The sequence below is a fragment of the Rhodanobacter sp. DHG33 genome (assembly GCF_014843005.1).
Taxonomy (GTDB): domain Bacteria; phylum Pseudomonadota; class Gammaproteobacteria; order Xanthomonadales; family Rhodanobacteraceae; genus Rhodanobacter_A.
The window spans coordinates 461,721-488,074 of record NZ_JACYXM010000002.1 but is presented as its reverse complement, the minus strand read 5'-3'; the positions used below and the strand labels follow the sequence as shown (position 1 = coordinate 488,074).

At 65.6% G+C, this 26,354-nt stretch carries 15 protein-coding genes and 4 tRNA genes; 10 read left to right on the top strand and 9 right to left on the bottom strand.

The features are described 5' to 3' along the window. Window positions 1–61: 61 nt before the first annotated feature. Complete coding sequence (locus IHE46_RS05130) at window positions 62–616, bottom strand: DUF2058 family protein (protein ID WP_192163531.1); 555 nt, start codon at window positions 614–616, stop codon at window positions 62–64. On the opposite strand from IHE46_RS05130, the gene IHE46_RS05125 reads away from it, so the two are divergent. After that, complete coding sequence (locus tag IHE46_RS05125; protein ID WP_192163530.1) at window positions 615–788, top strand: hypothetical protein; 174 nt, start codon at window positions 615–617, stop codon at window positions 786–788. The two genes, IHE46_RS05130 and IHE46_RS05125, sit on opposite strands and share 2 nt — an antisense overlap. Here IHE46_RS05125 and IHE46_RS05120 read toward each other — a convergent pair. From IHE46_RS05120 to IHE46_RS05105, 4 genes are all read right to left on the bottom strand, one after another. Further along, window positions 782–994 carry a SlyX family protein gene (locus IHE46_RS05120; protein WP_192163529.1) on the bottom strand — a complete coding sequence of 71 codons (213 nt, stop codon included), beginning with the start codon at window positions 992–994 and terminating at the stop codon, window positions 782–784. The genes IHE46_RS05125 and IHE46_RS05120 overlap by 7 nt on opposite strands. Further along, a complete protein-coding gene (locus IHE46_RS05115) occupies window positions 994–2,337 on the bottom strand; it encodes a UDP-glucose/GDP-mannose dehydrogenase family protein (RefSeq protein WP_192163528.1) in 1,344 nt (447 codons plus the stop codon). Before IHE46_RS05115 ends, IHE46_RS05120 begins: the two co-directional genes overlap by 1 nt. A 120-nt stretch (window positions 2,338–2,457) precedes the next feature. Further along, entirely contained in the window at window positions 2,458–3,255 is a 798-nt protein-coding gene (locus tag IHE46_RS05110) for an FKBP-type peptidyl-prolyl cis-trans isomerase (protein ID WP_192163527.1), read from the bottom strand. Window positions 3,256–3,429: 174 nt separating this feature from the next. Continuing rightward, a complete protein-coding gene (locus IHE46_RS05105; RefSeq protein WP_192163526.1) occupies window positions 3,430–5,190 on the bottom strand; it encodes a cation:proton antiporter in 1,761 nt (586 codons plus the stop codon). Between the two features lie 174 nt (window positions 5,191–5,364). On the opposite strand from IHE46_RS05105, the gene IHE46_RS05100 reads away from it, so the two are divergent. The 3 genes from IHE46_RS05100 to IHE46_RS05090 all read left to right on the top strand — a co-directional run bounded on the left by IHE46_RS05100 (window position 5,365) and on the right by IHE46_RS05090 (window position 5,630). Next, window positions 5,365–5,440: transfer RNA gene (locus IHE46_RS05100), tRNA-Ala, on the top strand. 9 nt (window positions 5,441–5,449) lie between these two features. Further along, window positions 5,450–5,525, top strand: a tRNA-Glu gene (locus IHE46_RS05095). A 28-nt stretch (window positions 5,526–5,553) separates the two neighbouring features. Next, window positions 5,554–5,630, top strand: a tRNA-Asp gene (locus tag IHE46_RS05090). Window positions 5,631–5,730: 100 nt separating this feature from the next. On the opposite strand, the gene IHE46_RS05085 is transcribed toward IHE46_RS05090, so the two are convergent. Beyond that, window positions 5,731–6,213 carry a DUF1249 domain-containing protein gene (locus IHE46_RS05085; RefSeq protein WP_192163525.1) on the bottom strand — a complete coding sequence of 161 codons (483 nt, stop codon included), beginning with the start codon at window positions 6,211–6,213 and terminating at the stop codon, window positions 5,731–5,733. Window positions 6,214–6,241: 28 nt separating this feature from the next. Further along, window positions 6,242–7,057 (bottom strand): pyruvate, water dikinase regulatory protein, encoded by an 816-nt coding sequence (locus IHE46_RS05080; protein ID WP_192163524.1) that lies wholly within the window; start codon window positions 7,055–7,057, stop codon window positions 6,242–6,244. Window positions 7,058–7,291: 234 nt separating this feature from the next. On the opposite strand from IHE46_RS05080, the gene ppsA reads away from it, so the two are divergent. The 3 genes from ppsA (at window position 7,292) to IHE46_RS05065 (ending at window position 12,534) form a co-directional block, all read left to right on the top strand. Further along, a complete protein-coding gene (ppsA, locus tag IHE46_RS05075) occupies window positions 7,292–9,664 on the top strand; it encodes a phosphoenolpyruvate synthase (protein ID WP_192163523.1) in 2,373 nt (790 codons plus the stop codon). A gap of 96 nt (window positions 9,665–9,760) precedes the next feature. Further along, window positions 9,761–9,850, top strand: a tRNA-Ser gene (locus tag IHE46_RS05070). Window positions 9,851–10,443: 593 nt separating this feature from the next. Then, window positions 10,444–12,534: a M1 family metallopeptidase gene (locus IHE46_RS05065; RefSeq protein WP_225562801.1), complete on the top strand. Its 2,091-nt coding sequence runs from the start codon at window positions 10,444–10,446 to the stop codon at window positions 12,532–12,534. A 362-nt stretch (window positions 12,535–12,896) separates the two neighbouring features. Here IHE46_RS05065 and IHE46_RS05060 read toward each other — a convergent pair whose 3' ends face one another. Continuing rightward, entirely contained in the window at window positions 12,897–13,595 is a 699-nt protein-coding gene (locus IHE46_RS05060) for a hypothetical protein (RefSeq protein WP_192163522.1), read from the bottom strand. Between the two features lie 413 nt (window positions 13,596–14,008). Between IHE46_RS05060 and IHE46_RS05055 the strand changes: the two genes are divergently transcribed. The 3 genes from IHE46_RS05055 to IHE46_RS05045 all read left to right on the top strand — a co-directional run bounded on the left by IHE46_RS05055 (window position 14,009) and on the right by IHE46_RS05045 (window position 17,611). Then, the gene (locus IHE46_RS05055; RefSeq protein WP_192163521.1) at window positions 14,009–14,365 is read left to right on the top strand and encodes a hypothetical protein; all 357 of its coding nucleotides are present in this window, start codon (window positions 14,009–14,011) and stop codon (window positions 14,363–14,365) included. Window positions 14,366–14,729: 364 nt separating this feature from the next. Beyond that, entirely contained in the window at window positions 14,730–16,091 is a 1,362-nt protein-coding gene (locus tag IHE46_RS05050; RefSeq protein WP_192163520.1) for a glucoamylase family protein, read from the top strand. Next, complete coding sequence (locus IHE46_RS05045) at window positions 16,088–17,611, top strand: mercuric reductase (protein WP_192163519.1); 1,524 nt, start codon at window positions 16,088–16,090, stop codon at window positions 17,609–17,611. Before IHE46_RS05050 ends, IHE46_RS05045 begins: the two co-directional genes overlap by 4 nt. Window positions 17,612–17,688: 77 nt before the next feature. Here the strand turns inward: IHE46_RS05045 and IHE46_RS05040 are convergent, their stop codons facing one another. Then, window positions 17,689–26,295: a glucoamylase family protein gene (locus IHE46_RS05040; protein WP_343229990.1), complete on the bottom strand. Its 8,607-nt coding sequence runs from the start codon at window positions 26,293–26,295 to the stop codon at window positions 17,689–17,691. Window positions 26,296–26,354 lie beyond the last annotated feature (59 nt).

Below are 26,354 nucleotides of genomic sequence, written 5' to 3'. Positions count from 1 at the left end.
CCAGCCAACCATGACAAAACGCCCGGCACATGGCCGGGCGTTTTGTCATGGTGGTGACGGATTACCAGACCAGGTCGTCGGGTACGCCGTCATCGTCGCCGGCAGCACTCGGATCGACCAGCAAGGCGAGTTGGTGTCCGTCGATCGCGCGCACCTGTTCGGCGATTTCGCGCGTGACCAGCAGGTAACGCCCCGCCTGCTGCACCACGCCCAGTTCGCCGGCGTTGAGCGCGGCCAACTGGCCCGCGTCGACATGGATGCGACGGATCTTGCCGCCATATTCGAAATTGCGCACCTGGTCGGTTTCGGCCTTGTTCAAGGTCCTGCCGTCCAGCAGCTGCTGGATCTTCTGCTTGCGCTCGCGACGCAGGCGCGCTTGTTCCTCGGCCTCCTGCTGGGCGCGTTTGCGCTCGTTCGCGTCGCTCTGTGCGCGGATCGCATAGGCCTTGGCGAGGTCGATCTCTTCCTGGCTGCGGCGTGGCGGCGCCGACGACTTGCCGCCATGGCCCTGGGGCTTGCCGGACGGCCTGCCCTTGCCTTCGTTGCCGCGCTTTTCCTCGCGGATTTGCTTGACGAGGCCGCTCTTCAGCAGCTGGTCGCGCAGGGATTCGCTCATGCTCGTGATTCCGGTGGTGCCTGATGTCTATTATTTGCGATCGATCGTTGATCGGGAGATCGCGGAAATCAAACGGACGGCCATCCATGACCGCACTTTTCGATACCTTTTGCGATCATCCATGATCGCGAAGATCAAACGGGCGGCCATCCATGGCCGCACTTTTCAGTAATGCGGCGGAGGCGGTTCACTGTGCGGATCGGACGCGGAGCCTAGGCGCACGCTCTGCAGCTCCTGCCGCAGCAGGTGCAGCACGCGCTCCAGTTCGACGATGCGCATGGCCTGCTCGGCGTCCGCCGCAGCCAGCGCCTGCACGGTGTCGTCGATAAAGGTCAGCCGCACTTCCAGGTCGGCAAGGCGCTGCTCGATCGCATCCATCAGCGGGTCACCTGCAGGCTGCGGCCACGCCCGATGCCGTAGTACGCCAGGCCCGCTTCTTCGACCGTGGCCGGATCGTAAAGGTTGCGGCCGTCGAAGATCGCCGGCGTCTTCAGCGCGGCACAGATGCGCGCGAAGTCCGGGCTGCGGAAAGCCTTCCATTCGGTGACGATGGCCAGCACATCGGCGCCTGCCAGCGCATCCCACGCGTGTTCGCACAACGCGAGGTCGTCGCGCTCGCCGTAGATACGCCGGGTTTCCTCGCGCGCCTCGGGGTCGAAGGCACGCACGCGCGCTCCTGCCGACCACAACGCCTCCATCAGGCGGCGGCTGGAGGCTTCGCGCATGTCATCGGTGTTCGGCTTGAAGGACAGACCCCACAGCGCAACAGTCTTGCCGCGCAGGTCGCCTTCGAAGTGGCGCGAGATCAGGTCGAACAGCTTGGTCTTCTGGTCATGGTTGACCGCCTCGACCGCGCCGAGCAGGCGCGCCTCGTAGCCCACGCCACGCGCGGTGCGCTCCAGCGCCTGCACGTCCTTGGGGAAGCAGGAGCCGCCGTAACCCGCGCCGGGATAGATGAAGTGGTAGCCGATGCGCGGATCGGCGCCGATGCCCTGGCGCACCAGCTCCACGTCGGCACCCACATGTTCGGCGATGTTGGCGATCTCGTTCATGAAACTGATCTTGGTCGCCAGCATTGCGTTGGCGGCGTATTTGGTCAGTTCGGCGGAACGTTCGTCCATCACCACGATGCGCTCGTGGTTGCGGTTGAACGGCGCATACAGCTTGCGCAGCACCGTCACCGCGCGCGCGCTGCCGCTGCCGATCACGATGCGGTCGGGACGTAGGCAATCCTCCACCGCGTCGCCTTCCTTGAGGAATTCGGGATTGGAAACCACGTCGAATTCGACGCCGGCGCCGCGCGCCGCCAGTTCTGGCGCGATCGCCGCGCGCACGCGGTCGGCGGTGCCCACCGGCACGGTGGATTTGTTCACCACCACGGTGTAGCGGTCCATGTGCCGGCCGATGGTCTTCGCCACGCTCAACACGTACTGCAGGTCGGCGCTGCCGTCCTCGTCGGGCGGGGTGCCCACCGCGATGAAGATCACGTCGCCATGCGCAATGCCGGCAGCCGCATCGGTGGTGAAATCGAGCTGGCCGTCGGCATGGTTGCGCTTGACGATGGGCTCCAGCCCCGGCTCGTAGATCGGAATCTCGCCGCGCTTCAGGCGCTCGACCTTGCCTGCGTCGATGTCCACGCACACCACGTGGTTGCCCATCTCGGCGAGGCAGGCGCCGGTGACCAGGCCGACATAGCCGGTACCGAAAATCGTGACTTTCATCGTGCGATCGATTCCAGGAAAACGCGAACGCGCATTCTAGCGCGCGGCGGTTGCGACAACGGAAAAACAAGAGGGCGCGAATCGCTTCGCGCCCTCTCGTCGTGGATCGGACAACAGCGCTTACTGGCCGCTGTCGCCACCGCCCGCACCACCATTGCCGGCGCCGGCGGCCGAAGCCGGGGTCGCCTTGGTGCTGACCAGCGTCACGTCGAAGATCAGCGTGGCGTTCGGCGGCATCGGCGGCTGCGGCTGCGAGCCGTAAGCCAGGTTCGCCGGGATGAACAGCTTGTAGTGGCCGCCCACCTGCATCAGCTGCAGACCCTCGCGGAAACCGGGGATCACGCCAGCCAGCGGGATGTCGGCCGGGCCACCGCCAGGATGCTTGGCCGAGGCGTCGAACACCGTGCCGTCGACGAAGGTGCCAGTGTAGTTGATCTTCACCGTGTCGCCCGGACCCGGGCGAGCGCCGGTACCCTGGCTGATGACCTGATACTGCAGGCCCGAGGCGGTGACCTTCACGCCAGGCTGGCTGCGGTTCTTGGCGAGGAAGGCGTCGCCCTCGGTCTTGTTCTTGGCGGCTTCCTTGGCCATTTCGGCTTCGTACTTGGCCTTGATCTTGGCCATGAAGGCGTCATGCACCTGCTTGGCCTCGGCCTCGCTCATGGTCGGCTTTTCGCCGGAGAGCGCAGCCTTCACCGCGTTCGCCACGGTGGTCGGGTCCAGCTCCTCGCGCATGATCGGCGGAACCTGGGAAGCAATCTCCCAGCCCACCACGTAGCTGGCCTTGGTCTTGTCGACCGTGCCGCTGGCACTGCTGGAGGCCTTGGTGGTTGTCTGGGCGGCGAACGCACCCGCCGTCAGGCCCAGCGCCGCGGTCATCGCCACCGCTGTCAGCGTGGGGCGCAGAAAATGCTTCATTCGGAACTCCCTCGTTTTGGATATGCCGGTACCGCCGGCCGGGCCCCCGCCATGGAGGCATGTTCGCCCATTGTGAGTCGCATGCGGCTAGCTTGCAATCGGACCTGTCTGGGACAGTCAAGCTGCGGAAAGGTTCAGCCGAAGCGGCCGGCGGTTTCCGGGGCATTCGCCCGATCAGGCGGAATTGCCCTGCTCCGGCTTGTCCAGCGTCTCCCGCAGGGCCGCCTGCAGGCGCGCATGCAGCTTCACCAACGTACGCCACAGGATCACCGCCAGGGCCACGCCCGCCACCAGCAGCGACAGCAGCACGCCCCGGGGCGGCAGGATCGCCGAGCCCAGTGCACCGACCAGCAGCGCCAGCGCGAACAGGGTGGCCAGCGGAATCACCCGCGCCAGCACGTTGCGGATCGCCTGCGTATAGGCCCCGGCGAAGCGCTCGCGGATGCCCAGCTCGGCCAGCAGCATGCCCAGCGCCTCGGCCTTGCGGTACACCGCGATCAACATCGGCAGCGAGAGAAACAGCGCGCAGGCCCAGATCAGCGTATGGCGGAGATCGCGGTGGATGCCGAACTGCGAGAACCAATCCCAGCCATGCGCGTTCACGTAGGCGCCGATCATGAACAAGGTGACCACCAGCAGGATGTTGATCGCGATGTGCCACAGCAGGCGCCGCAGCATCGCCGCCAGCACGGCGTTGTCGTCCACCGGCTTCAGGTTTTCCAGCCAGCCGCTGTAGTTGTCCGCCAGCACGCGCAACGACCGCGGCACGACGTACGCCAGGCCATCCGCCAAATGCTCGGCCGAACGGTTGAGGTAAGGCGAGGCCGCCATGCAGAGCACCGATACGGCCACCGCGATGGGATAGAGGAAGTCGCTGATCGCCCCCAGCGACAGACCCAGCGTGGCGATCACGAACGAGAACTCGCCGATCTGCGCCATGCCCAACCCCGAGCGCAGCGCCGTGCGCGCATCGTGCCCGAGGACGAGGATGCCCGTGGCGCAGGCCAGTGTCTTACCCACGATCACCACACCGGCGATCAGCAGCGCCGGCAGCGCGAATTGCCACAGCATCGTGGGATCGATCTTCAAGCCGATAGCCACGAAGAACAGCGCCGCGAACATGTCGCGCAACGGCTCCACCAGGTGCAGCACGCGCCCCACGCTGCGCGCCTCCGCCACCACCGCACCCGCGAGAAAAGCCCCCAGGGCCACGCTGAAACCCATCTGCACGGCCAGCAGGCTGGCGCCGAAGCAGATGCCGAGCACGCTCACCAGCAAGGTTTCATCGCGGCCGAAACCGGCCACGTAATCCACCAGCCGCGGCAGCAGCAGCAGCCCCAGGATCATGCCCACCACCACGAACAGTCCGAGGTGCCCGATCAGCGCGAGCGCGGCATCCGCATGCACGGTGCCGCCGATCGCCACGGCAGTGAGCAGGGTCAGCATCACGATGGCCAGCACGTCTTCGGCCACCAGCAGCCCGACCACCAGTTTCGCGAACGGCTGCGCCTGCTTGCCGCTCTCTTTCAACGTACGGGTGGCGACCATGGTCGAGGACAGCGCGATGATCGCCCCCAGGAACAGCGCGTCGATCCCCTTCCAGCCGAACGACTGCCCCAGGCCCGTGCCCACCCACAGCATCAGCCCGACTTCCAGCACCGCCACGAGCAGCACGCCGATACCGACTTCGCGCAGCTTGCGCACGCTGAACTCCAGGCCCAGCGTGAACATCAGCAACACCACGCCGAGATTCGAGATGTCGTCGATGGCCTGCGCATCCGCCACCAGCATGCCCGGCGTATGCGGACCGATCAGCACGCCGGCCAGGATGTAGCCCAGCAGCACCGGCTGGCGCAGGCGATGGAACAGGATCGTGGTGGCGCCCGCGACCAGCATCACCAGGGCGAGGTCGCGGATGAAGCCGATCTCGTGCATGCCTTCCTCCGTGTAGCACTCGTGAGCGAAGAGCTTAATCGCGATGTGCTTCACGCGTGATGCGCGTCGACGCGCGATGCGGTCGAGCCGCGCTTCGGCGATCGTGTGAAAATTTCTTGAAAAAAAGCTTGACGGATGTCCGGCCCCTGCCTATTCTTTGCGGCTTCCAGCGGCGGGGCCATAGCTCAGCTGGGAGAGCGCCTGCATGGCATGCAGGAGGTCGGCGGTTCGATCCCGCCTGGCTCCACCAACCTAACACGTCCCCATCGTCTAGAGGCCTAGGACATCACCCTTTCACGGTGGCGACCGGGGTTCGAATCCCCGTGGGGACGCCAAGGTTGGTACATCGCTGGTAAACAAAGTGGAGCGGTAGTTCAGTCGGTTAGAATGCTGGCCTGTCACGCCGGAGGTCGCGGGTTCGAGTCCCGTCCGCTCCGCCACATCAATAAAAAAGCCGCCGTTGGCGGCTTTTTTATTGGCCTCTTCCGAGTCCATGCTCAAGAAGCGTCCGGCCATGGCCGCGCTCATCAAGAAAAGCTGCTACGCCCCGCTTCCTTCGCGCGGCTCATACGGCACCAGCGTACCCATCGAGTGCCCCTGCTCCGCCAGGTATTCCAGCCAGCGCGCGAGGAAGCCGTTCATCTGCAAGCGATGCTGGAACACCGTATGCGCCGGCGCGAACGGGCCGAGCACCTGCCAGAGGTGACGCCCGGGATGGCAATGCAACGCCTCGGCCACGTGCGCATCGGTGTACACGCGCAACTGCGCGGACGGCGCGCGCTGGCCGGTATGCGCATCGACGAAACCGTAGGTGAGTTCGAGCTCCAGCGTGTAGGGGTGGCATTCCTGCACATGCAGGTGCACATCGAGCCCGTCGTCCACATTGGAGACATAGCGGCCGGGCGACAGCTGCTGCGGCGCGAACAATCGCGTCAGCCGATGGTAGTTCTCCGCGTACAGACCCATCAGGAACTCGAAGCGTCCCGGCAGAAGGCTGTGGCGGTCGTCGAGTACGGCACTCATAAGGGTACGGTCAGACTCCGATGCGGTTTCAGTACATGGTGCGCTCGATGCCGAGTCTCGCGAAGATCTTGCTCGCGATCTCCTCGATCGACACATGCGTGGTGTTGAGGAACGGGATGCCGGACTGACGCATCAGCCGGTCCGCCTGCTCCAGCTCCCACTTGCATTGCTTGAGCGTGGCATAGCGGCTGCCCGCTTTGCGCTGTTCGCGGATCTGCGCCAACCGCTCCGGTTCGATGGTCAGGCCGAACAGGCGGTCGCGGTAGGGCCGCAGGCGCGCCGGCAGTTCCAGCTTCTCCAGATCATCGTCGGTCAACGGGTAATTGGCGGCGCTGACGCCGTAATGCAAGGCCATGTACAGGCAGGTCGGCGTCTTGCCCGAGCGCGACACGCCCACCAGGATCAGATCGGCCTGCGCGTAATCCACGTCCATGCCGTCGTCATGCGACAGCGCATAGTTGGTGGCGTTGATGCGCGCCTCGTACTTGTCGAAATCCACCAGGCCGTGCGAACGGTTCACCGCGCCGGAGCGCTTGGCGCCCAGCTCCTCTTCCAGCGGACCGATGAAGGGCGCGAACACGTCCAGCATCAACGCACCGCTGGTGGCCACGATCTCGCACAACGCGCGGTCGGCCATGGTATTGACCACGATGGGCCGCTCGCCGCTCTTGGCGTAGTGCGTCTTGATGCGCAGCGCCGCCGCCTCGGCCTTGCCCGTATCGTCGATGAAGGGCAAGCGGTGTTTGTCGAAGTTCACGCCCTCGAACTGCGCGAGGATACTGTTGCCTATCGTCTCCGCGGTGATGCCGGTGGAGTCGGATATGAAGAAAACCGTGCGCTGCATGGGAGGTCCAAAGGCCGTGTCATCTGTCTGTCGCGCACCATATCGCAAGGCCCGGAAGCTGTCGCCGCTTGACCGCCGCCTGACTGGTATGCAGTTGGCGCGCCGACGGCTGGCATTGGTCTTCTTGTGCCACGCACCATCGACAGCGGACAATACCAATCCTTTGCAGCCCGCTCCGGGCCTTCGCTGCGCGTGCATTCCACTCTTTACCGCCCTTCCCTCTAGGAGATTGCCTTGAACCACCTGGTGCTTTGGCTCGACCAACTGCGCATGACCGACCTCGCCAAGGTCGGTGGCAAGAACGCATCGCTCGGCGAAATGATCGGCAACCTCGCCAAGCTCGGCGTGTCCGTGCCGGGTGGCTTCGCCACCACCGCCGACGCGTTCCAGCAGTACCTGGAAAAGAGCGGTGTGGCCAAGCGCATCCAGGCGCGCCTGGACGGCCTGAACGTCGACGACGTCGATGCCCTGGTCAAGGCCGGCAAGGAAATCCGCGAATGGGTCACCGAGACCCCGCTGCCGGACGACCTCGACCAGGCCATCCGCGACGCCTACGCCAAGCTGTGCAAGGACGCCGGCGCCGACGACATCGCCGTGGCCGTGCGCTCCTCCGCCACCGCCGAAGACCTGCCCGACGCCAGCTTCGCCGGCCAACAGGAGACCTTCCTCAACGTGGTCGGCATCGAGGACGTGCTGCACAAAGTGAAGGAAGTCTTCGCCTCGCTGTACAACGACCGCGCCATCGCCTACCGCGTGCACCAGGGCTTCGCCCACGAGAACGTGTTCCTCTCCGCCGGCGTGCAGCTGATGGTGCGCTCGGACGTGGGCGCCTCCGGCGTGCTGTTCACGCTGGACACCGAGTCGGGCTTCCGCGACGTGGTGTTCGTCACCGGCAGCTACGGCCTCGGCGAGATGGTCGTGCAGGGCGCGGTGAACCCCGACGAGTTCTACGTGTTCAAGCCCACGCTGAAGGCCGGCAAGCCGGCGGTTCTCCGCCGCAACCTCGGCGCCAAGCAGCTGCGCATGGTCTATTCGAACCAGCCCGGCGAGCGCGTGAAGACCGAGGACACACCCGCCGAACTGCGCCACAAGTTCTGCATCAACGACGCCGACGTGGAATCGCTGGCGAAGCAGGCGCTGATCATCGAGCAGCACTACGGCCGCCCGATGGACATCGAATGGGCGAAGGACGGCAACACCGGCAAGCTCTACATCGTGCAGGCGCGCCCGGAGACAGTGAAGTCGCGCGCGCACGCCACCCAGCTCGAACGCTTCCATCTCAACGAAAAGGGCAAGGTGCTGGCCGAAGGCCGCGCCATCGGCCAGAAGATCGGCGCCGGCAAGGCGCGTGTGATCCGCTCGCTGGCCGACATGAACAAGGTGCAGCCCGGCGACGTGCTGGTGGCCGACATGACCGACCCCGACTGGGAGCCGGTGATGAAGCGCGCCAGCGCCATCGTCACCAACCGCGGCGGCCGCACTTGCCACGCGGCGATCATCGCGCGCGAACTGGGCGTGCCGGCCGTGGTGGGCACGCACAACGCGCTGGACACCATCCCCGACGGCGCCGACGTCACCGTGTCCTGCGCCGAGGGCGACACCGGCACGATCTACGCGGGCCAGCTGAAGTTCGAACGCGTCACCGCCGACCTCGGCGCGATGCCCGAGGCGCCGCTGAAGATCATGATGAACGTGGCCAACCCCGAGCGCGCCTTCGACTTCGGCATGCTGCCGAACGCCGGCATCGGCCTGGCCCGCCTGGAGATGATCATCGCCAGCCACATCGGCGTGCATCCCAAGGCGCTGCTGGAATACGGCAAGCAGGACGCCGAGACCCGCGCGAAGATCGACGAACGCATCGCCGGTTACCCGGGCCCGGTGGAGTTCTACGTCGATCGCCTCGCCGAAGGCATCGCCACCATCGCCGCCTCGGTGTACCCGAAGCCGGTGATCGTGCGCATGAGCGACTTCAAGTCCAACGAGTACGCCAATCTGCTCGGCGGTTCGCGCTACGAGCCGCACGAAGAGAACCCGATGATCGGCTTCCGCGGCGCCAGCCGCTACGTCGACCCCAGCTTCGCCGAAGCCTTCGGGCTGGAGTGCAAGGCGGTCAAGCGCGTGCGCGAGACGATGGGCCTGGACAACGTGTGGGTGATGATCCCGTTCGTGCGCACCCTGGAAGAAGGCCGCAAGGTGGTCGAGGTGCTGGCGAAGAACCACCTCAAGCAAGGCGAGCACGACCTCAAGATCATCATGATGTGCGAGGTGCCCTCCAACGCCCTGCTCGCCGAGGAGTTCCTGGAGATCTTCGACGGCTTCTCGATCGGCTCCAACGACCTCACCCAGCTCACCCTGGGCCTGGACCGCGATTCCTCCATCGTCGCCAACCTGTTCGACGAGCGGAACCCCGCGGTGAAGAAGCTGCTGTCGATGGCAATCAAGACCGCGCGCGCCAAGGGCAAGTACGTGGGCATCTGCGGCCAGGGCCCCAGCGACCACCCCGACCTGGCCGAGTGGTTGATGGATCAGGGCATCGAATCCGTGTCGCTCAACCCCGACACCGTGGTCGATACCTGGTTGCGACTGGCGAAGAAGAAGGCCGGCTAAGCCTCACGGCAGCCGTGGCAAGCCGACTCTCGCGCTTGCCACGGCCCCGGCCAGCACGTAAAATCGCCGGCTCGCGCAGACCACGCGACACTTTTTGGAGAGGTGGCAGAGTGGTCGAATGTACCTGACTCGAAATCAGGCGTACGTGTAAGCGTACCGTGGGTTCGAATCCCACCCTCTCCGCCAATGAAATCAAAGGGCTGTGCCGAAAGGTGCGGCCCTTTTTCTTTGCCTGACAGCCAGTCCATTTTCGGCCGTGTACGGCTGGTATATGAATTTCGTACGGGCTCGCACGCGGTGCGACGCGCCCAGGTCTGCAGCGATTCGCCTACGCGCAATCAGCATTGATTGCGCTGTGCAACGTGTGCCCGCAGCCCTGCAACCCACAAGCCGGTGATCGGTCGGTAGAACCGATGCTGTTTCTATCTCCCTTCCTGATGCACCAGTTCAACTCATCACCAGTCGTACTTGACTCTCGACTTCGAGCACGCCCGGTTGTGCTGATTTCCGCACCCCGCGTCCCCATAAATCACAAGACACCCCCTGGATAGCGGTACAACACTGCTGGGAATTCCATGGGGCGTTATGAACCTCCGCCTGGTACCAGGCCTTCATTCCGTCGAACTTTGGCCCCTTTCCAGTTGCGAGGAATACGCGAACAGTGTTCGTAGCGGGGCCTGCAGCGTTCTGCCAAGTTGGTATCGAGCCGGCAAGCATGAGCGCCGAGCCAGCCAACGGTCTACACACCCGATACGATCAGGGCGAACAAAGACTTCGACATGCCGATCCTGCCGAATCAAACCCATGGCTGCGGCAGTGGTACGCCATACGTGACGCGCCGGCACCGGGTTGCTTTGTCAGGTATCTGGCTGGCAATACGCCGCCGCATGAGTCCGAAATGCCAGCCCGGAGCGGAAGATATCGACCGCGGGATATCTGGTCAGCACGGCGAGGACGCCATCACGATTTTCAGTATCGAACGGGGTGAAAACTTCATGAGTCAGAAAGCTGTTGCGATTCGCACCCGGCACGGGCAGCCCGCGAGCCGTTGCGCGAGCGCGCTCGGGTTGCGGCGCCTGGCCGTCTTGGGCGGAATGGTGGGTGCGTTGATCCTGGCGATTCCGTCCGCCGCCTTCGCCAATCACCAGGCCCCCATCGATGCTACGGGCGCACAAACACAGGGACAGGCGCAAGACGGGAGCACTACCCCACCCTCCTCCGCCTCTGCCTCGCCCCCCGCCACCTCTGCGCGGGAACAGCAGCGCATGCAGCTGCAGCAGAAACGGCAGCAGATGGAAAAGCAGCTGGGGATCGTGACTCCCCCCGCCACGCGGGACGAGATGCTACGAGGGGCCAACGGCCCGTATCGGGTGAACAACGACTTGCTGTATTACCACCTGAACATACGCGTTGATCCCCAGGCGAAGACCGTCAGTGGCTTGAACACGATCCGTTTCCGCATGCTGGAAGACGGCAACCGTATTCAGATCGATCTGCAGCAACCGCTGGCCGTGGACAAGATCGTTTTCGAAAACACGACCCTGAAGTACGACCGTCTGGACCGCGCGGTATTCATCGATTTCCCACAGACACTGCACAAGGGGGAAACGTATTCGATCGATTTTTACTACTCCGGGCATCCCGTGCACCACGGGAGGTTCGGCGACTTTACGTTCGGCAAGGACCCGGCTGGGAACGCCTGGGTCTACACCGCCGACGAGGGCGGCGACGGCGGCGCCAGCACCTGGTGGCCGAGCAAGGAGGAGTGGCGCGACAAGCCTCAGGACGGCATGGAAATCAGCGTGGCCGTGCCGAATGGGCTGACCGACGTCTCCAACGGAAAGTTCGCGGGCAAGGTTGACCTGCACGACGGCTACACGCAATGGAACTGGAAGGTCCGCAACCCGATCAACAGTTACGACGTATCGGTGAATGTGGCGAACTACGTGCACTTCTCGGACAAATGGGGCAACTACTACGTCCTGCCGCAGGATCTCGCAAAAGCCAAGGAACAGTTCAAGCAGGTGGGAGGCATGATCGAGGCCTACCAACACTACTTTGGCCCATACCCGTTCGCGGACGATGGCTACAAGCTCGTCCAGGTGCCCTATGCCGGCATGGAACACCAGAGCGCCGTCACGTACGGGAACGGGTTCAAGAACGGCTATCTGGGGATGGACTGGGGCGGTACGCCTTATGCGCTGAAGTTCGACTTCATCATCATCCACGAGAGCGGCCATGAGTGGTTCGCCAATGGCGTCACGGCATCGGATACCGCCGACATGTGGATCCATGAAGGCTTTACCACCTACCTGGAAAGCCTTTACGTCGAATACCACTGGGGCAAGGCCGCCGCGCTCGAGTACGTCAACGGCTATCAATCCAAGGTCGAGAACCTGCGACCGATCATTGCGGAATACGGGGTCGCCGCGGAGCCACCCGAAGACCAGTACTTCAAGGGTGCATTGATGCTCAACACGCTCCGCAGCGTGGTCGACAACGACCAGCGCTGGTGGGAAGTGCTGCATGGGCTGTTCCAGCACTTCAAGTACCAGAGCATCTCCACCGACGACGTGATCACCTATTTCAACCAGCACACCGGCATGGATCTGACGCCGATCTTCGACCAGTATCTTCGGCACTCGCACATCCCCACGCTGGATCTCCTGTTCGGAGAAAGCCCGGGGCTGGTGATGTACAAGTGGGATGCCAATGTCGACAATTTCGCCATGCCTGTGCGCGTCGGCGATCCGGCCCACTGGCAAATTATTCACCCCACCACACACTGGCAGTGGATGAAAACGCCACTGACGAAAGATCAGTTCAAAGTGGCCACTGATCTGTATTACGTGAATGTCGACAAGCAGTAGTCGTGGCAGGAGATCGGTTCGAAACCCGGGTCAGAGTGGAATTTTCAAAGCATCAACATCAACGAAAGGGCACTCTGACCCTGTTTTTACTCTCACGCTCGCCGTTTTCGTTTCGACCGCCAAGCGATGGCCCAAGCCAATGTCTAACCTATCCATGTCAGCCCAGCCAGCGGGCAGTCTAGCCGGGGGCTAGACTTTGGGCGCACGTCCTGCGCGCCTGGCCGCTACTGCGGCGAGTCATCGGAGAGAAAAGAGAACAGCGGGGACGTGCGCTCCCACCGCTTTCGCTTACAAGAATGGGAAGGCCCCAGGCGTAATCGACACCCAACACGAAGGCAAGGCAGCAAAACGGAAGCAATCTTTCATGATTTTGGCTTCGCACCCTTCGCAAGTTTCGATCTTTGCCGCCTAAAGATGATTTGAACCTCCAGAGCCAGATCTGGGTCGGCTCCAAGCTCCATCAGCGCCGCGCGCGCTTTGGGGTCAGAGGATCGCGCAAGCGCACTCAGCAGCAGCAAACGGCTGCTTCCCTGTTCACGATCTTTGGCTAGCGCAATTAGCTCGTTCAGTACGCTCTGATCGGCAGCTGCAGCAATCGCCACGGCAAGACCATCTTTCGCGCTATCAGCCTCTTCGTGACGGTAAAAGCGCACTAGATCGTGCCATGCAAACCGTGACTGCGGGACAGCCAACGCGCGGGCAATACCTTCGCGTACCGCCGGCGGATAAGCGCGGCCCAAATGCCGCAGCAAAATTGGCAAGGCTTCAAGGTACGGGCGAACGCGCTCTTTCTTGTTCCAAACCTGCTTCCGGTTGAACAGATCCGACGCGCTTTCGACATCAAAGCCCGCCGCACGAAGATCCTCAACCAGCGGTTGCTCCGCTTGACGCAACTCGGCTGCCTTGCGATCAATCTCTAACCAGCGCCTTTCGTTAATTGCCCGCAGCCTTGATTTCTCATCGTCTGTGAGCTTCAGCTTCGCGAACTCATATGGAGTCAGTCGTCCCAACTCCTCATCTGTAAAGGGCAATCGATCTGAAACGTTTTTGCGAGTAGTCATTGTGCTATGTCAGTCCCGGATCACTAGCTGCGGGATATCCACCCGGCGGATAACTCCAGAGTCTACGGCCTCCTGCAGTGGTCTGCTTAACTTCGTATCCGGCCTTGCTAAATTCGGATCAGCGTGGATTTTCAAAACCTCAAAATAAAGCACCCGTCGAGTCTCCTTTTTATCCCACCCAAAAACGAATAACTACCCCATTAATCACCGAGTGGAAGATGACAAAATAAAGTCCCATTCCTACATATTTATTCCATTACCTGACAGATTTTCTTTTTCTCTCCACTTATTATGAAATCGCCAAGGCGCCATCGCCTCGGCCGGAGAAAAATCACACCTCCAAACCAACGCGGGCCGCATGGGCTGTCACCCATACGACCCGCTGACCACCACCAACTTACGAGGAGTTGATCATGGCTAAGCCCGATCATACGGCAGCTGCACACGCCGCTGCGTCCATCCCCACCAACCCGCTCTCGCGCCCCTACTGGACCCGCGCCGAGGCCAGCCCCGACGAACACGACGCCGCCACCCTGGCCGGCCTCGCCATCGCCATCCACGCCCTCGCCCGTGTGCTGACCAACAGCGAAGCCTTCCGCGACCAGCACGCCAACAGCCAAAGCGACACCCTCAACCCCGGCTGCAACCCCCTCGACGCCCCCACCACCGAAGGCCTCTTCGCTGCCCTGTACTTCCTCAGCGAACAAACCGAACAGCTCAGCCAGCCACCGCTGCCCGCGCCACCCCATCCGGGTGACCTGCCGTACTGACCGGCGGAGCTCACAGCTCCACCAGCCAGCCTCCGAACTCGGGCTGCCGAGCAAAAAGCTCGGCAGCCCGAGAAAAAAGCTCGACGTGCCGAGTTCAGTAGCCCGGACGGTCGAGAAAAAAGCTCGGGCCGCCGAGCTTTTTGCTCCACCGGCCGAGCTCAAAGCTCGGCGGCTGCAGCTCGGAACTCGGCACGCCGGGTTATGCGGGTGCCGCAGGCACAAAAAAGCCCTGCTGATGCGGGGGTTTGCCTGCATGCGCAGGTCGACGTGGCCTACGTGTCAGGGATACCACCCAACTCGTACACACACACCATGCAATCACTCCGGCATCCTGCGAAGACAACCTCATGTCTGCCCGCATTGCATGCCCGAGGAATACTCCACCACGTCCGCCGCCATAGATCGCCAGCCATCCCTTGACTCGCTGGACGACGAGGCCCTGCTCGACCATCTGCAACGCGCCGCCTGCGACTATTTCGTCCAAGCAGGCAATCCGCGCAACGGTCTGGTGGCGGATACCTCACGCGAAGGCTCGCCATCAAGCATCGCGGTGACGGGCTTTGCGCTGTCGTGCTACCCGATAGCCGTGGAGCGCGGCTGGATGTCGCGCGCCGAGGCATTGCAACGCAGCCTGACAGTGCTGCGTTTCTTTCACGGCAGCGAGCAGGGCGATCATCCGGACGCCACCGGCTACAAGGGCTTCTACTACCACTTCCTCGACATGCACACGGGCCGTCGTACCTGGTCGTGCGAGCTGTCGATGATCGATACCGCCCTGCTCGTCGCCGGCATGCTGGTCGCGCGCGAGTATTTCGACACGGACGCGGATGACGAACGCGAGCTGCGCGAACTGGTCGACGCGTTGTACCTGCGCGTGGACTGGCGCTGGGCGCAGGACGGCGAGCCAACGATGCGGCAGGGCTGGAAACCCGAGAGCGGTTTCCTGCACTACGACTGGGACGGCTACAACGAGGCGATCGTGCTGTATGCGCTGGCTGCCGGTTCGCCCGTCCATGCCGCCTCCGACGCGTGCTACCGCGCGTGGACGCTCACCTACCAGTGGGAAAACCTGTACGGCCACGACTTCCTCTACGCCGGGCCGCTGTTCGTGCATCACTACTCGCATGCATGGATCGATTTCCGCGGCATCCGCGACCGCTTCATGCACGAGAAAGGCTGCGACTATTTCGAGAACAGCCGCCGCGCGGCCCTGGTCCAGCGCGAGTACGCCCGGCGCAATCCGAACGGCTTCGCCGGCTACGGCGAATCGTGCTGGGGGCTGTCGGCCTGCGACGGCCCCGAGGGCGATAGGCTGGATGCCTCCGGCGAAACGCGGCGCCTGTTCGGCTACTCGGCGCGCGGCGTGCCCTACGGGCCGGACGACGGCACCGTGTCGGCACCGTCCGCGCTGGCCTCGCTGCCGTTCGTGCCGGAGCTGGCATGTCAGGCGCTGCGCCACATGCTGGCGCGGTATCCCGGGATGCTGCGCGAAGGTCGCTTGGCTGCCAGCTTCAATCCCTCGCTGACCGACGCCCAGGGCCGCCCCTGGGTATCGGACGGACACTACGGGCTGGACCAGGGCATCGTGGCGATGATGATCGAGAACCACCGCAGCGGCCTGCCCTGGCGGCTGATGCGCCGCAGCCCCTGGCTGGTGCGTGGACTGCGCCGCGCCGGCTTTCGCGGCGGCTGGCTGGAGGAAGCCGCGCCGGAGACCGCCCCATGACGCAGCCCGGCACCACCCCTTCTCTGCCACAGGACGAGATCGAGTGCTGTCGCGTCGAGCACCTCCACCCGACGGACTGGCGCAACCCCGAACCCGCCGCTCGCTATCACCTGGTAGTGATCGGCGCCGGTCCAGCCGGCGTGGCCGCCGCACGCACGGCCGCCGCGGCAGGTGCGCGGGTCGCGCTGCTGGAGCGCGCACAGCTCGGCGGCACCAGCCTCAACACCGGCTGCGCGCCATCAAAGGCGCTGATCCGCACCGCACGCCTGTGCGCGGACCTGCGCGACGCCGCGCACTACGGTGCACGCATCGATGACACGGGGCCGCCCGACTTCGCACGCGCGATGGCGCGCATGCGGCGCATCCGCGCCCGCCTCGCCGACGACACCAGCGCGCAACGGCTGGCCGCCGCCGGCATCGATCTGTTCTTTGGCGAAGCGCGTTTCGCGGGCACGGATTGCGTGCGCGTCGGCGACACGCTGCTGCACTTTGGCAAGGCGCTGATCGCCACCGGCGCGCGACCGAGCATCCCTGCAATTCCCGGCCTGGCCGAAGCGGGCTACCTCACCCATGAAAATGTGTTCGATCTCACCGCGTTGCCAGCGCGCCTGCTGGTGATCGGCGGCGGACCGCTGGGCTGCGAGATGGCGCAGGCCTTCTGCCGGCTGGGTGCGAGGGTCACCCTGGTGCAGGACCGTCCCTTGTTCCTGCCGCGCGAGGAACGTGACGCCGCGCAGTTGCTCTCCGATGCGCTGGCCCGCGACGGCATCGCCATCCGCCTGAACACCCGGATCACCGCCGTACATGCCCAGGGCGATGTGCGGCGCGTCGAGATGATCAGCGACAACTACCACACCATCGTCGAGGTGGACGCGATCCTCACCGGCATCGGCCACGTCGCCCGTGCGGAAGGGCTGGATCTGGAACGCGCGGAAGTCGACTTCAACCGAACCTCCGGCGTGCTGGTGGACGATTTCCTGCGCACCAGCAACCCGCGCATCTATGCCGCCGGCGACGTGTGCATGGAACACAAGTACACGCACGCCGCCGTGGCTGCCGCACGCATCGCGGTGTGCAACGCGCTGTTCCGCGGGCACGAGCGCCTCAGCCGGCTGGTGATCCCTTGGTGCACTTTCACCGATCCGGAAATCGCCCACGTCGGCCTGTACGTGCGCGAGGCCAACCGCCGCGGCATTCCGGTGAAGACCTATACCGTGCCCATGCACGAGATCGATCGCGCGGTCATGGACAGCGAGCAGGAAGGCTTCGCCAAGATCCACGTGCAAGACGGCACCGATCACATCCTCGGCGCCACCGTGGTGGCCCGCCATGCCGGCGAAATGATCAACGGCATCACCCTGGCGATGGAGTCCGGCTTGGGCCTGCGCGGGCTGGAGCGCGTGATCCACGCCTACCCTACCCAGGCCGAAGCGATCCACGCAGCCACCGATGCCTACCGCGCCTCACGCCTCACCGCACGGGTGCGAGCGCGGCTGGCTCGGTGGCTGGACAACGCCTGATCCAGCATCGCTGATGGTTGCCGGTACATGCCTTCCGGCGAGCGCTGCGCAACGGCACGCCCGTGCCGATACCACGCTTACCGACGAAACACCTCGACGCGATGGTCGCGGCCGTCGTCCACCAGCGCGATGGCGTCGTCGTCTTGCTCGTGACCGTCAAGCACGCAGCGCTCGGCTTCGCCCTCCTGCACGCGATGCACCTCGATGCGGTAATCGGTCTCGCGGAAACGGTAGTCCATCGTGAACGTGTCCCAGCCTTGCGGCAGCAAGGGCAGCAGCCGCAGGCGCTCGCCTTCCACGCGCAGGCCAAGCAGCGAGTCCACGATCAGCCGGTACAGCCAGCCCGCCGAGCCGGTGTACCAGCTCCAGCCACCACGCCCCACGTGCGGGGGCCTGCCGTAGACGTCCGCGGTCACCACGTAGGGTTCCACCTTGTAGGTGGCGATGCCTTCGTCCTTGCCGTGATTGACCGGATTGATGAGGCCGAGCAACTCCCACGCGCGCGCGCTGTCGCCCAGTTCCGCGAAAGCCATCGCCGCCCATACCGCCGCATGCGTGTACTGGCCGCCGTTCTCGCGCACGCCAGGCAGGTAACCCTTGATGTAGCCCGGGTCGAGGTCGGACTTGTCGAACGGCGGGTCGAGCAGTTGTATCAGGCCGGCGTCGCGGCGCACCAGGTGCTCATCCAGCGCATCCATCGCCTGGTGCCTGCGTTCGGCATCGCCCGCACCGGACAAGACCGACCAGCTCTGCGCGATGGAGTCGATGCGGCACTCGGGATCGGTGGCCGAGCCCAGCGGCGTGCCGTCGTCGAACCAGGCGCGGCGGTACCAGTCGCCATCCCAGGCGTGCTTGTCGAGGTTCTCGCGCAACGCCGCGGCCTCGTCCACACATTGCTGCGCGAAAGCCTCGTCGCCGCGCTGGCGCGCCAGCGGCACGAAGCGCTGCAACACGTGATACAGGAAGAAACCCAGCCACACGCTTTCGCCACGACCGCCTTCGCCGACCTTGTTCATGCCATCGTTCCAGTCGCCGCTGCCCATCAGCGGCAGGCCGTGCGGACCGCGTGCGGCGGCACGGCCGATCGCGCGCTTGCAGTGCTCGTAGAGCGACTCCCGCAGCTCCGCATGCGTAGGCAGGTCGTAGTAGGACTCTTCGCCCTGCCCCAGCGGCCGCCCTTCGATGTAACCCACCTGCTCGTCGAGCACGCCGGTGTCTGCCGTGACTTCCACGAAGCGGCTGGCGGCCAGCGGCAGCCACAGGAAATCGTCGGAGCAGCGCGTGCGCACGCCACGATCCAGCGGCGGGTGCCACCAGTGCTGCACGTCGCCTTCGGGAAACTGGTGCGCGGCGCACAGCAGCAAATGCTGGCGCACGGCATAGGGCGAGGCGTAGACCATCGCCATCGCGTCCTGCAACTGGTCGCGGAAACCGATCGCGCCACCGGACTGGTAGTAGCCGCTGCGCGCCAGGAAACGGCACGCGATGACCTGATACATCAGCCAGCCGTTGGCCAGCACGTCCACGGCCGGATCCGGCGTGTGCACCTGCACCTTGCCCAGCGTCCAGTGCCAGTGCATGCGCACCGCCTCCAGCGCGGCAGCGGCGGTGCCGCGCCGGCGGAAGCGCTGCACCAGGTCGCTAGCCGCCTTGGCATCGGTTGCTGCGCCAAGGCGGAAGATCACTTCGTATTCGTCGTCATCGTCCAGGTCGAAGACGACTTGGACCGCACCGCAGGGATCCAGGCCGGCGCCGACCTGGCCGGACAACCGCGCGTTCGCCATCGCCGCAGGCTGGCGCAGGCTGCCGTTGCGGCCGAGGAACTCCACGCGGTCGCCGCTGATGCTGCGCGCAGGATGGTCCACGTCGATGAAGGCCACGCGGCCGACGAACTCCTCGTTCCAGGCGTTGCGCGCCATCAGCGCGCCGGTGGCGGGATCGGAGCTGGTGACCACGTGCATCGCCGCCTTGTCGCGCAGGTCGCCCAGCACCCACTCCACGTAACCGGTAGCGCTGAGCCGGCGCGTGCGGCCGCTGGTGTTGCGCACGCGCAGCACCGAGAACTTCACCGGTGCGTCCTGCGCCACGTACACCCACAACTCGCTGCGGATGCCGTCCTGCTCGTGTTCGAACACGCTGTAGCCGAAACCGTGGCGGGTGCGGTAATCACCCAGGCCGCGGCATGGCAGCGGCGTGGGCGACCAGAATTCGCCGGTCTGTTCGTCGCGCAGGTAGATGGCCTCGCCGCCCGTGTCGGTGACCGGGTCGTTGCTCCACGGCGTGAGCCGGAACTCGTGCGCGTTCTCGCTCCAGGTGTAGGCGTTGCCGCTTTCGGAAATGACGGTGCCGAACTGCGCATTGGCCAGCACGTTCGCCCAGGGCGCCGGCGTGGCCTGGCCGGGTGACAGCGTCACCACGTACTCGCTGCCGTCCGGTGCGAAGCCGCCATAGCGGTTGCGCAGTGCCAGCTCTTCGTGCGCCGCCGTTTCCGCCGGTGCGAGCAAGGCGGCGGGTCGCACCTCGGCGGCCCGGAACGGCGCAGGCTGCGATTGCACCCGGCGGCGCCCGATCTGCTCGGCCAGACCACCGAGCTGGTCGCTCAGCACCAGCCGCGCGGACGCCTGCATCAGCAGGCGTTCTTCACCCGACAACTGCTGCGCGGAACGCACGAAGATGCCGCCGGGGCGGTCGATCAGGTTCGCCTCCACGCCCGAGGCGATCAGGCCCATGATCTGGTCGCGCAGCTGCTGGTGGTAGCCGGCGTGGTCCTCGTTCCAGATCACCAGGTCCACCGCGAGGCCTTTCAGGCGCCAGTACGCATGGGCCTGCACGAGCTGTCGCACCAGCTCGATGTGCGCGGGATCGGCGATGTGCAGCAGCACGATCGGCAGGTCGCCGGAGACCGCCTGCCCCCACAGCCCGGACTGCCCGCGCCGGTTGGCGCGCAGGATGCCGGGATCGGCGCGCAGCGAAGGGTTGGCGTACACGATGGACGTGGCCATGTGCTCGTACAGCTGCGCATCGGCAAGGCTGGCATTGAGCTGGCGCAGCAGCACCTGGCTGTGCGTCCAGGCCAGGTCGAACACGCGGTCGGCCAGGTGGCGGTCGCGGTATTTCTCGATCAGGCGCAGGCAGGCGTCGCGGCTCTCGCCCATGCCGGTGACCAGGTCCACCCGGGCCGACTGTTCCGGTTCCAGCGTGATGCGGCAGCGTATCGCCACCACGGGGTCGAGCACCGGTCCCTCGCTGTCGCTGAGCTTGCGGTGCGCCTCGCCCGGCGCCAGCGCCTGCGGCGCCGCCAGGTTGCGGTTGCGGCCGATGAAGCGTGCACGGTCGGTCTCGTAGGAGATCTCGTCGATGTCGGCACCGTGCACCGCGAGCAGGTGGCACATCCACGGCACGTGATCGTCGGCCGAGCGCGGCCGGCGCGTGCAGACGATGGCCTGCAGCGCGCGCACCAGCTCGGTCTGCACGAACAGCTTGCTGAAGGCCGGATGCATCGCGTCGTCTTGCGGCTTCGCCAGCACCACTTCGGCATAGCTGGTGATCTCGACGGTGCGCCGCGTGCGCGAGCAGTTGGTGACACGCATGCGGCGCAGCTCGATGTCGTCCTCCGGCGAAACCACGATCTCGGTATGCGTATCGAAGTCGCGTTCGCGCACGCGGAACTCGGCGCGGGCGTCGGAGAAGATCGCTTCGTGGAAATCGACGCGGCGCCGCACGGGCTGATGCGCGGCGGACCAGAACACGCCGCTCTCCACGTCGCGCAGATAGCAGAACTGTCCCCAGTCGTCGCGGCTGATGTCCTCGTGCCAGCGCGTCACGGCCAGCTCGCGGCAACGGCTGTAACCGCCGCCGGCGCTGCTCACCATGACGTGGTAGTGGCCGTTGGAAAGCAATTGCACGGCAGGCCGCGGGCGATCCGGGTCGGCGAACACGCGCAACCTCGTCCCCGCCCCGCGCACCAGCGCCTCTGGCGCGGGCGCCGATGCGGTGTGCCGGTATTCGGCCGCGCTGCGCGGGACGCGCTCCTGCAGCAGCAGCAGGGCTGACTGCAGTGCGGGATCGGCGGCGAAGCGGCGCTGCATGGGCTGGTCGCACAGCAGGTGGTCCAGCGCCAGCAGGCTCATGCCCTGGTGGTGCGCCATGTATGAGCGGATGACCGCGGCTTGTTGGCCGTGCGGCAGCCGCGCCGGCGTGTAGTCCACCGCTTCGTGCAGGCCATAGCGGCCTTCCAGGCCTTCTTCCGCCAGCCGTTGCAGGTTGGCGCAGGCGGCTTTCGGCGCCACCATCAGCGCCAGCGCCGTGGCATACGGCGCCACCACCACCTCTTCGCCCAGGCCGCGCTTCAGGCCCAGCCCTGGCACGCCGAAGGCGCGGTACTGGTAATTGAAATGGACGTCCATCGTGTTGTAGCCGGACTCGGACACGCCCCACGGCAGGCCGAGCTGGCGGCCGTACTCGATCTGCCGCGCCACCGCGGCGCGACAGGTCTGGTCGAGCAGCGTGCCTCCGTAGCTGGGCATCACCAGCATCGGCATCAGGTACTCGAACATCGAACCGGACCAGGACAGCAGCACCGGCTCGCCGCCCGTGACGGTGAGCAGGCGGCCGAGCGCAAACCAGCTGTCCTGTGACAGCTGGCCCTGCGCGATGGCCACGAAACTGGTGAGCCGCGCCTCGGAGGCGAGCAGGTCGTAAAAGCCCGCGTCCAGCCGGCGCTCGTCCACGTTGTAGCCGATCGACAGCAGCTCGCGCTTGGCATCGTGCAGGAAGCCGTAATCCATCACCGCCAGCGCGCCGCTCTGGCCGGCCAGCCGCTCGATCACGGTGAGCAGCCCTGCAGCGCGGCGGCGCGCCTCCAGCAACGGGATCGAAGCTTCCGCCTCGTCGATATGTGCCAGCTGGCGCAGCGACGGTATCGCCAGGTCGCCCTCCTCCGCTGGCCAACCGATGAAGGGGCGAAGGTAGTCGCGGGCGTCGATGCATTGTTCGCGCAACGCCTGCAGCCACACCTCCGCATCGCCGTTGGGGGCCACCTCGATGCCGGCTCCGGCGAGATCGGCCAGACGCTCCATGCAGGCAACGGCGTCCTTCACGTTGGCCGGCGGCTGGGCCAACGTGGCGTCCAGTTCGCGACGCAAGTCAGCCAGTACATCGATGCTTCGATTCTCCGCAGTCAGCGCGCGTTCGAGCAGCTCCAGCGTGTCGGCCAAACCGTCGAGCTGGCGGCGTTCGAACAGCGGCGCATCGGCCAGCTCCAGCAGACCGGTACGCAGAGTGATCAGATGGCCGGCAAGGTTGCCGCTGTCCACGGTGGACACGTAGCGCGGCGGCAGCGGCTGCAACGACAGCGTGTCGTACCAGTTGTAGAAATGGCCGCGATAGCGCGGCAGGTTCTGCATGGTGCGCAGGCTGCCGTCGGTACGCTGCAGCAACCGGTCGACGCTCACGTAGCCGAGGTCCCACGCCGAAAGATTCGCCAGCAGCGCCATGCCCATGTTCGTGGGCGAGGTGCGATGAGCGATCATCACCTCCGGCTGCTCCTGCCGGTTGTCCGGCGGCAGCCAGTTTTCCTGCGCACCGACGTGGCTCTCGAAGAATGCCCAGGTCTTGCGCGCCAGCCGGCGCAGGAAGCGGACATCGGTGGGCGTCGCATCGAAGTGCTGCGCTGGCTGCGGCCGGCTGATCCGCCAGGCCACCGCGGGCGCCAGCAGCCACAGCAGCAGGAACGGCGCGGCCACGCCCAATGCAGCCGGCCGTGTCCACAGCAAGGCCGCGCCAACCAAGATGCCCAGCAAGGGTGCGATCCACATCGCGCGCCACAGCACCCCCGGTTCGTCGCGCCCGGCGCGCGTGGCCTGGCGCGAGGGTGCCCACTGCAGCAGGTTCCGGCGGCTGACGAAGAGCCGCCACAAGGTGCGCAGCGCCGCATCGAGGCTGTACAGGGCTTCGTGCGGCAGCCATACCAGCCCCAGCGCGGCACGCGCCGCGTGCTGTCCCACGTCGCGCATGGCGGCACGCAGGTGCTGGTCGAGCACCGCATCGCGCGGCTTCTGGAACAGCTCCAGCAGCGAAGCCAGCAGCAACGGCACCAGCACCACCATCAGCACGGCGATGGTCCACGACGGCTGCACCGCATGCGACAGCCAGCCGAACAACAGCAGCACCAGCAGCGAAGGCGGCACCAGGCTGCGCCGCAGGTTGTCCAGGATCTTCCAGCGCGACAGCGCGGTGAGCGGATTGCGACGCCAGCCGCCTCCGCGCGCCGGCGCCCACGGCAGCAGCCACGGCAGCAGTTGCCAGTCGCCGCGGATCCAGCGGTGCCGCCGCCTGGCGTCGTCGATATAGCGCGCGGGGTATTCCTCGTAGAGCTGCACGTCGCTGATCAACCCGCTTCGTGCATAGCAGCCTTCGACCAGATCGTGGCTGAGGATGTGGTTGTCCGGAAAGCGGTCGCCGAGCACCTTCTCGAAGGCATCCAGGTCGTAGATGCCCTTGCCGATGAAGGACCCTTCGTCGAACAGATCCTGGTAGACGTCCGACACCACGCGCGTGTACGGATCGATGCCCGCGTCGCTGCCGAACAGCCGCGCATACGCCGAGCGCATCGCGCTGGAGAGGCTGATGCCCACCCGCGGCTGCAGGATGGCGTGACCCGCGACGACGCGGACGCCTGCGGAATCGAACACCAGGGTGTTGAGCGGATGCGCCATCGCGCCCACGAGCCTGCGCGCCGAATCGCGCGGCAGCTGGGTATCCGCATCCAGCGTGATCACGTAGCGCACGTCCGCCAATACTTCGGTGCGGCCCACCACCAGCGCGAAGGCGTCGCGCGCGCCGCCGCGCAGCCATGCGTTGAGGTCGGCCAGCTTGCCGCGCTTGCGTTCGCGCCCTCCCCAGCTGCGCTCGGAGGGATTCCACAGGCGGGGACGGTGAAACAGGAAGAAGCGATCCGTCTCGGCATCCGCGTAGGTTGCGTTCAACGCCTCGATGCGCTCGCGCATCATCTCCAGCAGCCCTTCGTCCTGTGGCTGGCTTTCGGCTGCGGCATCGGCGAAATCCGTGAGCAGCGCGAAATGCAGGTGGCGATCGCGATTGGCCAGGTAGCGCACCAGCAGGCCTTCGGCCAGTTCGTCGACGTCGTCCGCATCCGTCAGCATGGCCGGCACCGCCACCACGCTGCGCTTGTCGGATGGCAGGCCGCCGTCGTAATCCATCCGCGGCAGCGCGCGCGGATCGGTGACCACCGTGGCCAGCCAGTTCACCAGGCTGATGGCCAGCTGGCTGCTTACCAGCACCACCGGTATCGCCAGCAGCAGCCAGGGCCAGCGGCGCCCCGAATCCAACGGCAGGTTCTGCACCAGCGGCCACGCCAGCAGCACTGTGAGCAGCGCGATCAATCCCAGGTAGAGCACCAGCGGCCGGCGCCCGCGCAGTACCAGCCGCCGCCACACACGTGCAGGAGTCGCACGCGCACCGACGCGCGCTTCCAACGCCTCCAGCCCGCTGTCCACCAGATAGAAGCCGACATGGCCGCGCGCTTCGGGCCGTTCGCCGCTGCCGCCTTCGCGCGCCAGGGTCACCGCGGCCTCGGCCACTTCCAGCTCGGACAGCGCGGAGTTCCGCGCCAGCTGCTCCACCGCGCGGCGGTATTGATCGCGCGTGGCGAAATCCATCTGCGCATAGGCGCCTGCAGGCTCTTCGCGCAGCGCGCCTTCCACCAGGCTGGTGCTCTCCACGAAACCGCGCCAATCCATCGCCGATAGCGTGCGCAGGCTGCCGATGCTGTTGCCGATGGAAACCTGGTCGGCTGCCTGCTGCTGCGCCTCCATCCGCACCAGGTGTTCGATGCTTTGCCCCGACTCGGTCAGGCGCTGCTCCACCCAGGTCAACGGCAGCACCAATGCGGGACTCTGCCCCTGCAACCGGCGCGCGAGCTCGGCCACGAAGGGGCTGACCATCGGCGGATTCGAGCGCGCCATGTCGGCCACCGCCAGCACGACGCTCTTGGGATCGCGTTCGGCCACCTCGCTCATGCGGTTGGCCCAGTGCACGGCGAGGCGGCGGTCGCCCCAGTCGGTCATCACGCTGGCGGCCACGCGGCGCAGGTTCTCGATCAGCGCCAACCGCAGCATGATCGGGATGGCCCACAGCTCGCCCAGGGTCAGCGGCGCCACGGTCTGGTACGAAGCGACGAAGCGGCGCAGGCTTTCGACCTCCACGTGGCCGTCGCCATGCGCGATAGTTTCCTGGGCGATTTCATAGACCCGCGGCAGGCCCGCGCACGGCCCGTTCAACAGCACCGGCAACTCGCGGCTGTAGCCCTTGGGCAGGTGGCGCTGCGCAGTGCGGACCTGTTCCTCGATCAGGTAGTAGTTGTCCAGCAGCCACTCGGCTGCGGGAGTGATGCGGCGACCATCGCGCATGGTCTGCGTGAACAGGTCGCTGGCCTCGCCCAGCAACGCGTGATTGCTGGACAGGCGCGCCAGCAGCGCATCGGTGCGCGTGTGCGCGCTGGTGCGATGCCGGCTGGCCAGCTCGGCGCCGTACTGTCCCATCTGGTCGGCGCTGAACAGTTCCGCGCGCAGCGCCGATTCCGGTTCGGCCGCCCTGCGCCGGCGATAACGCAGACGCGCACGCAGACGATGCAGCAGGGGAATGGACAGCAGGCCGTTCTTCAAGAGCGGGCGTTCCTTCGGCTGGAGCGCGCGGCGGTACCGCATCGCACGGATGCGCCTCG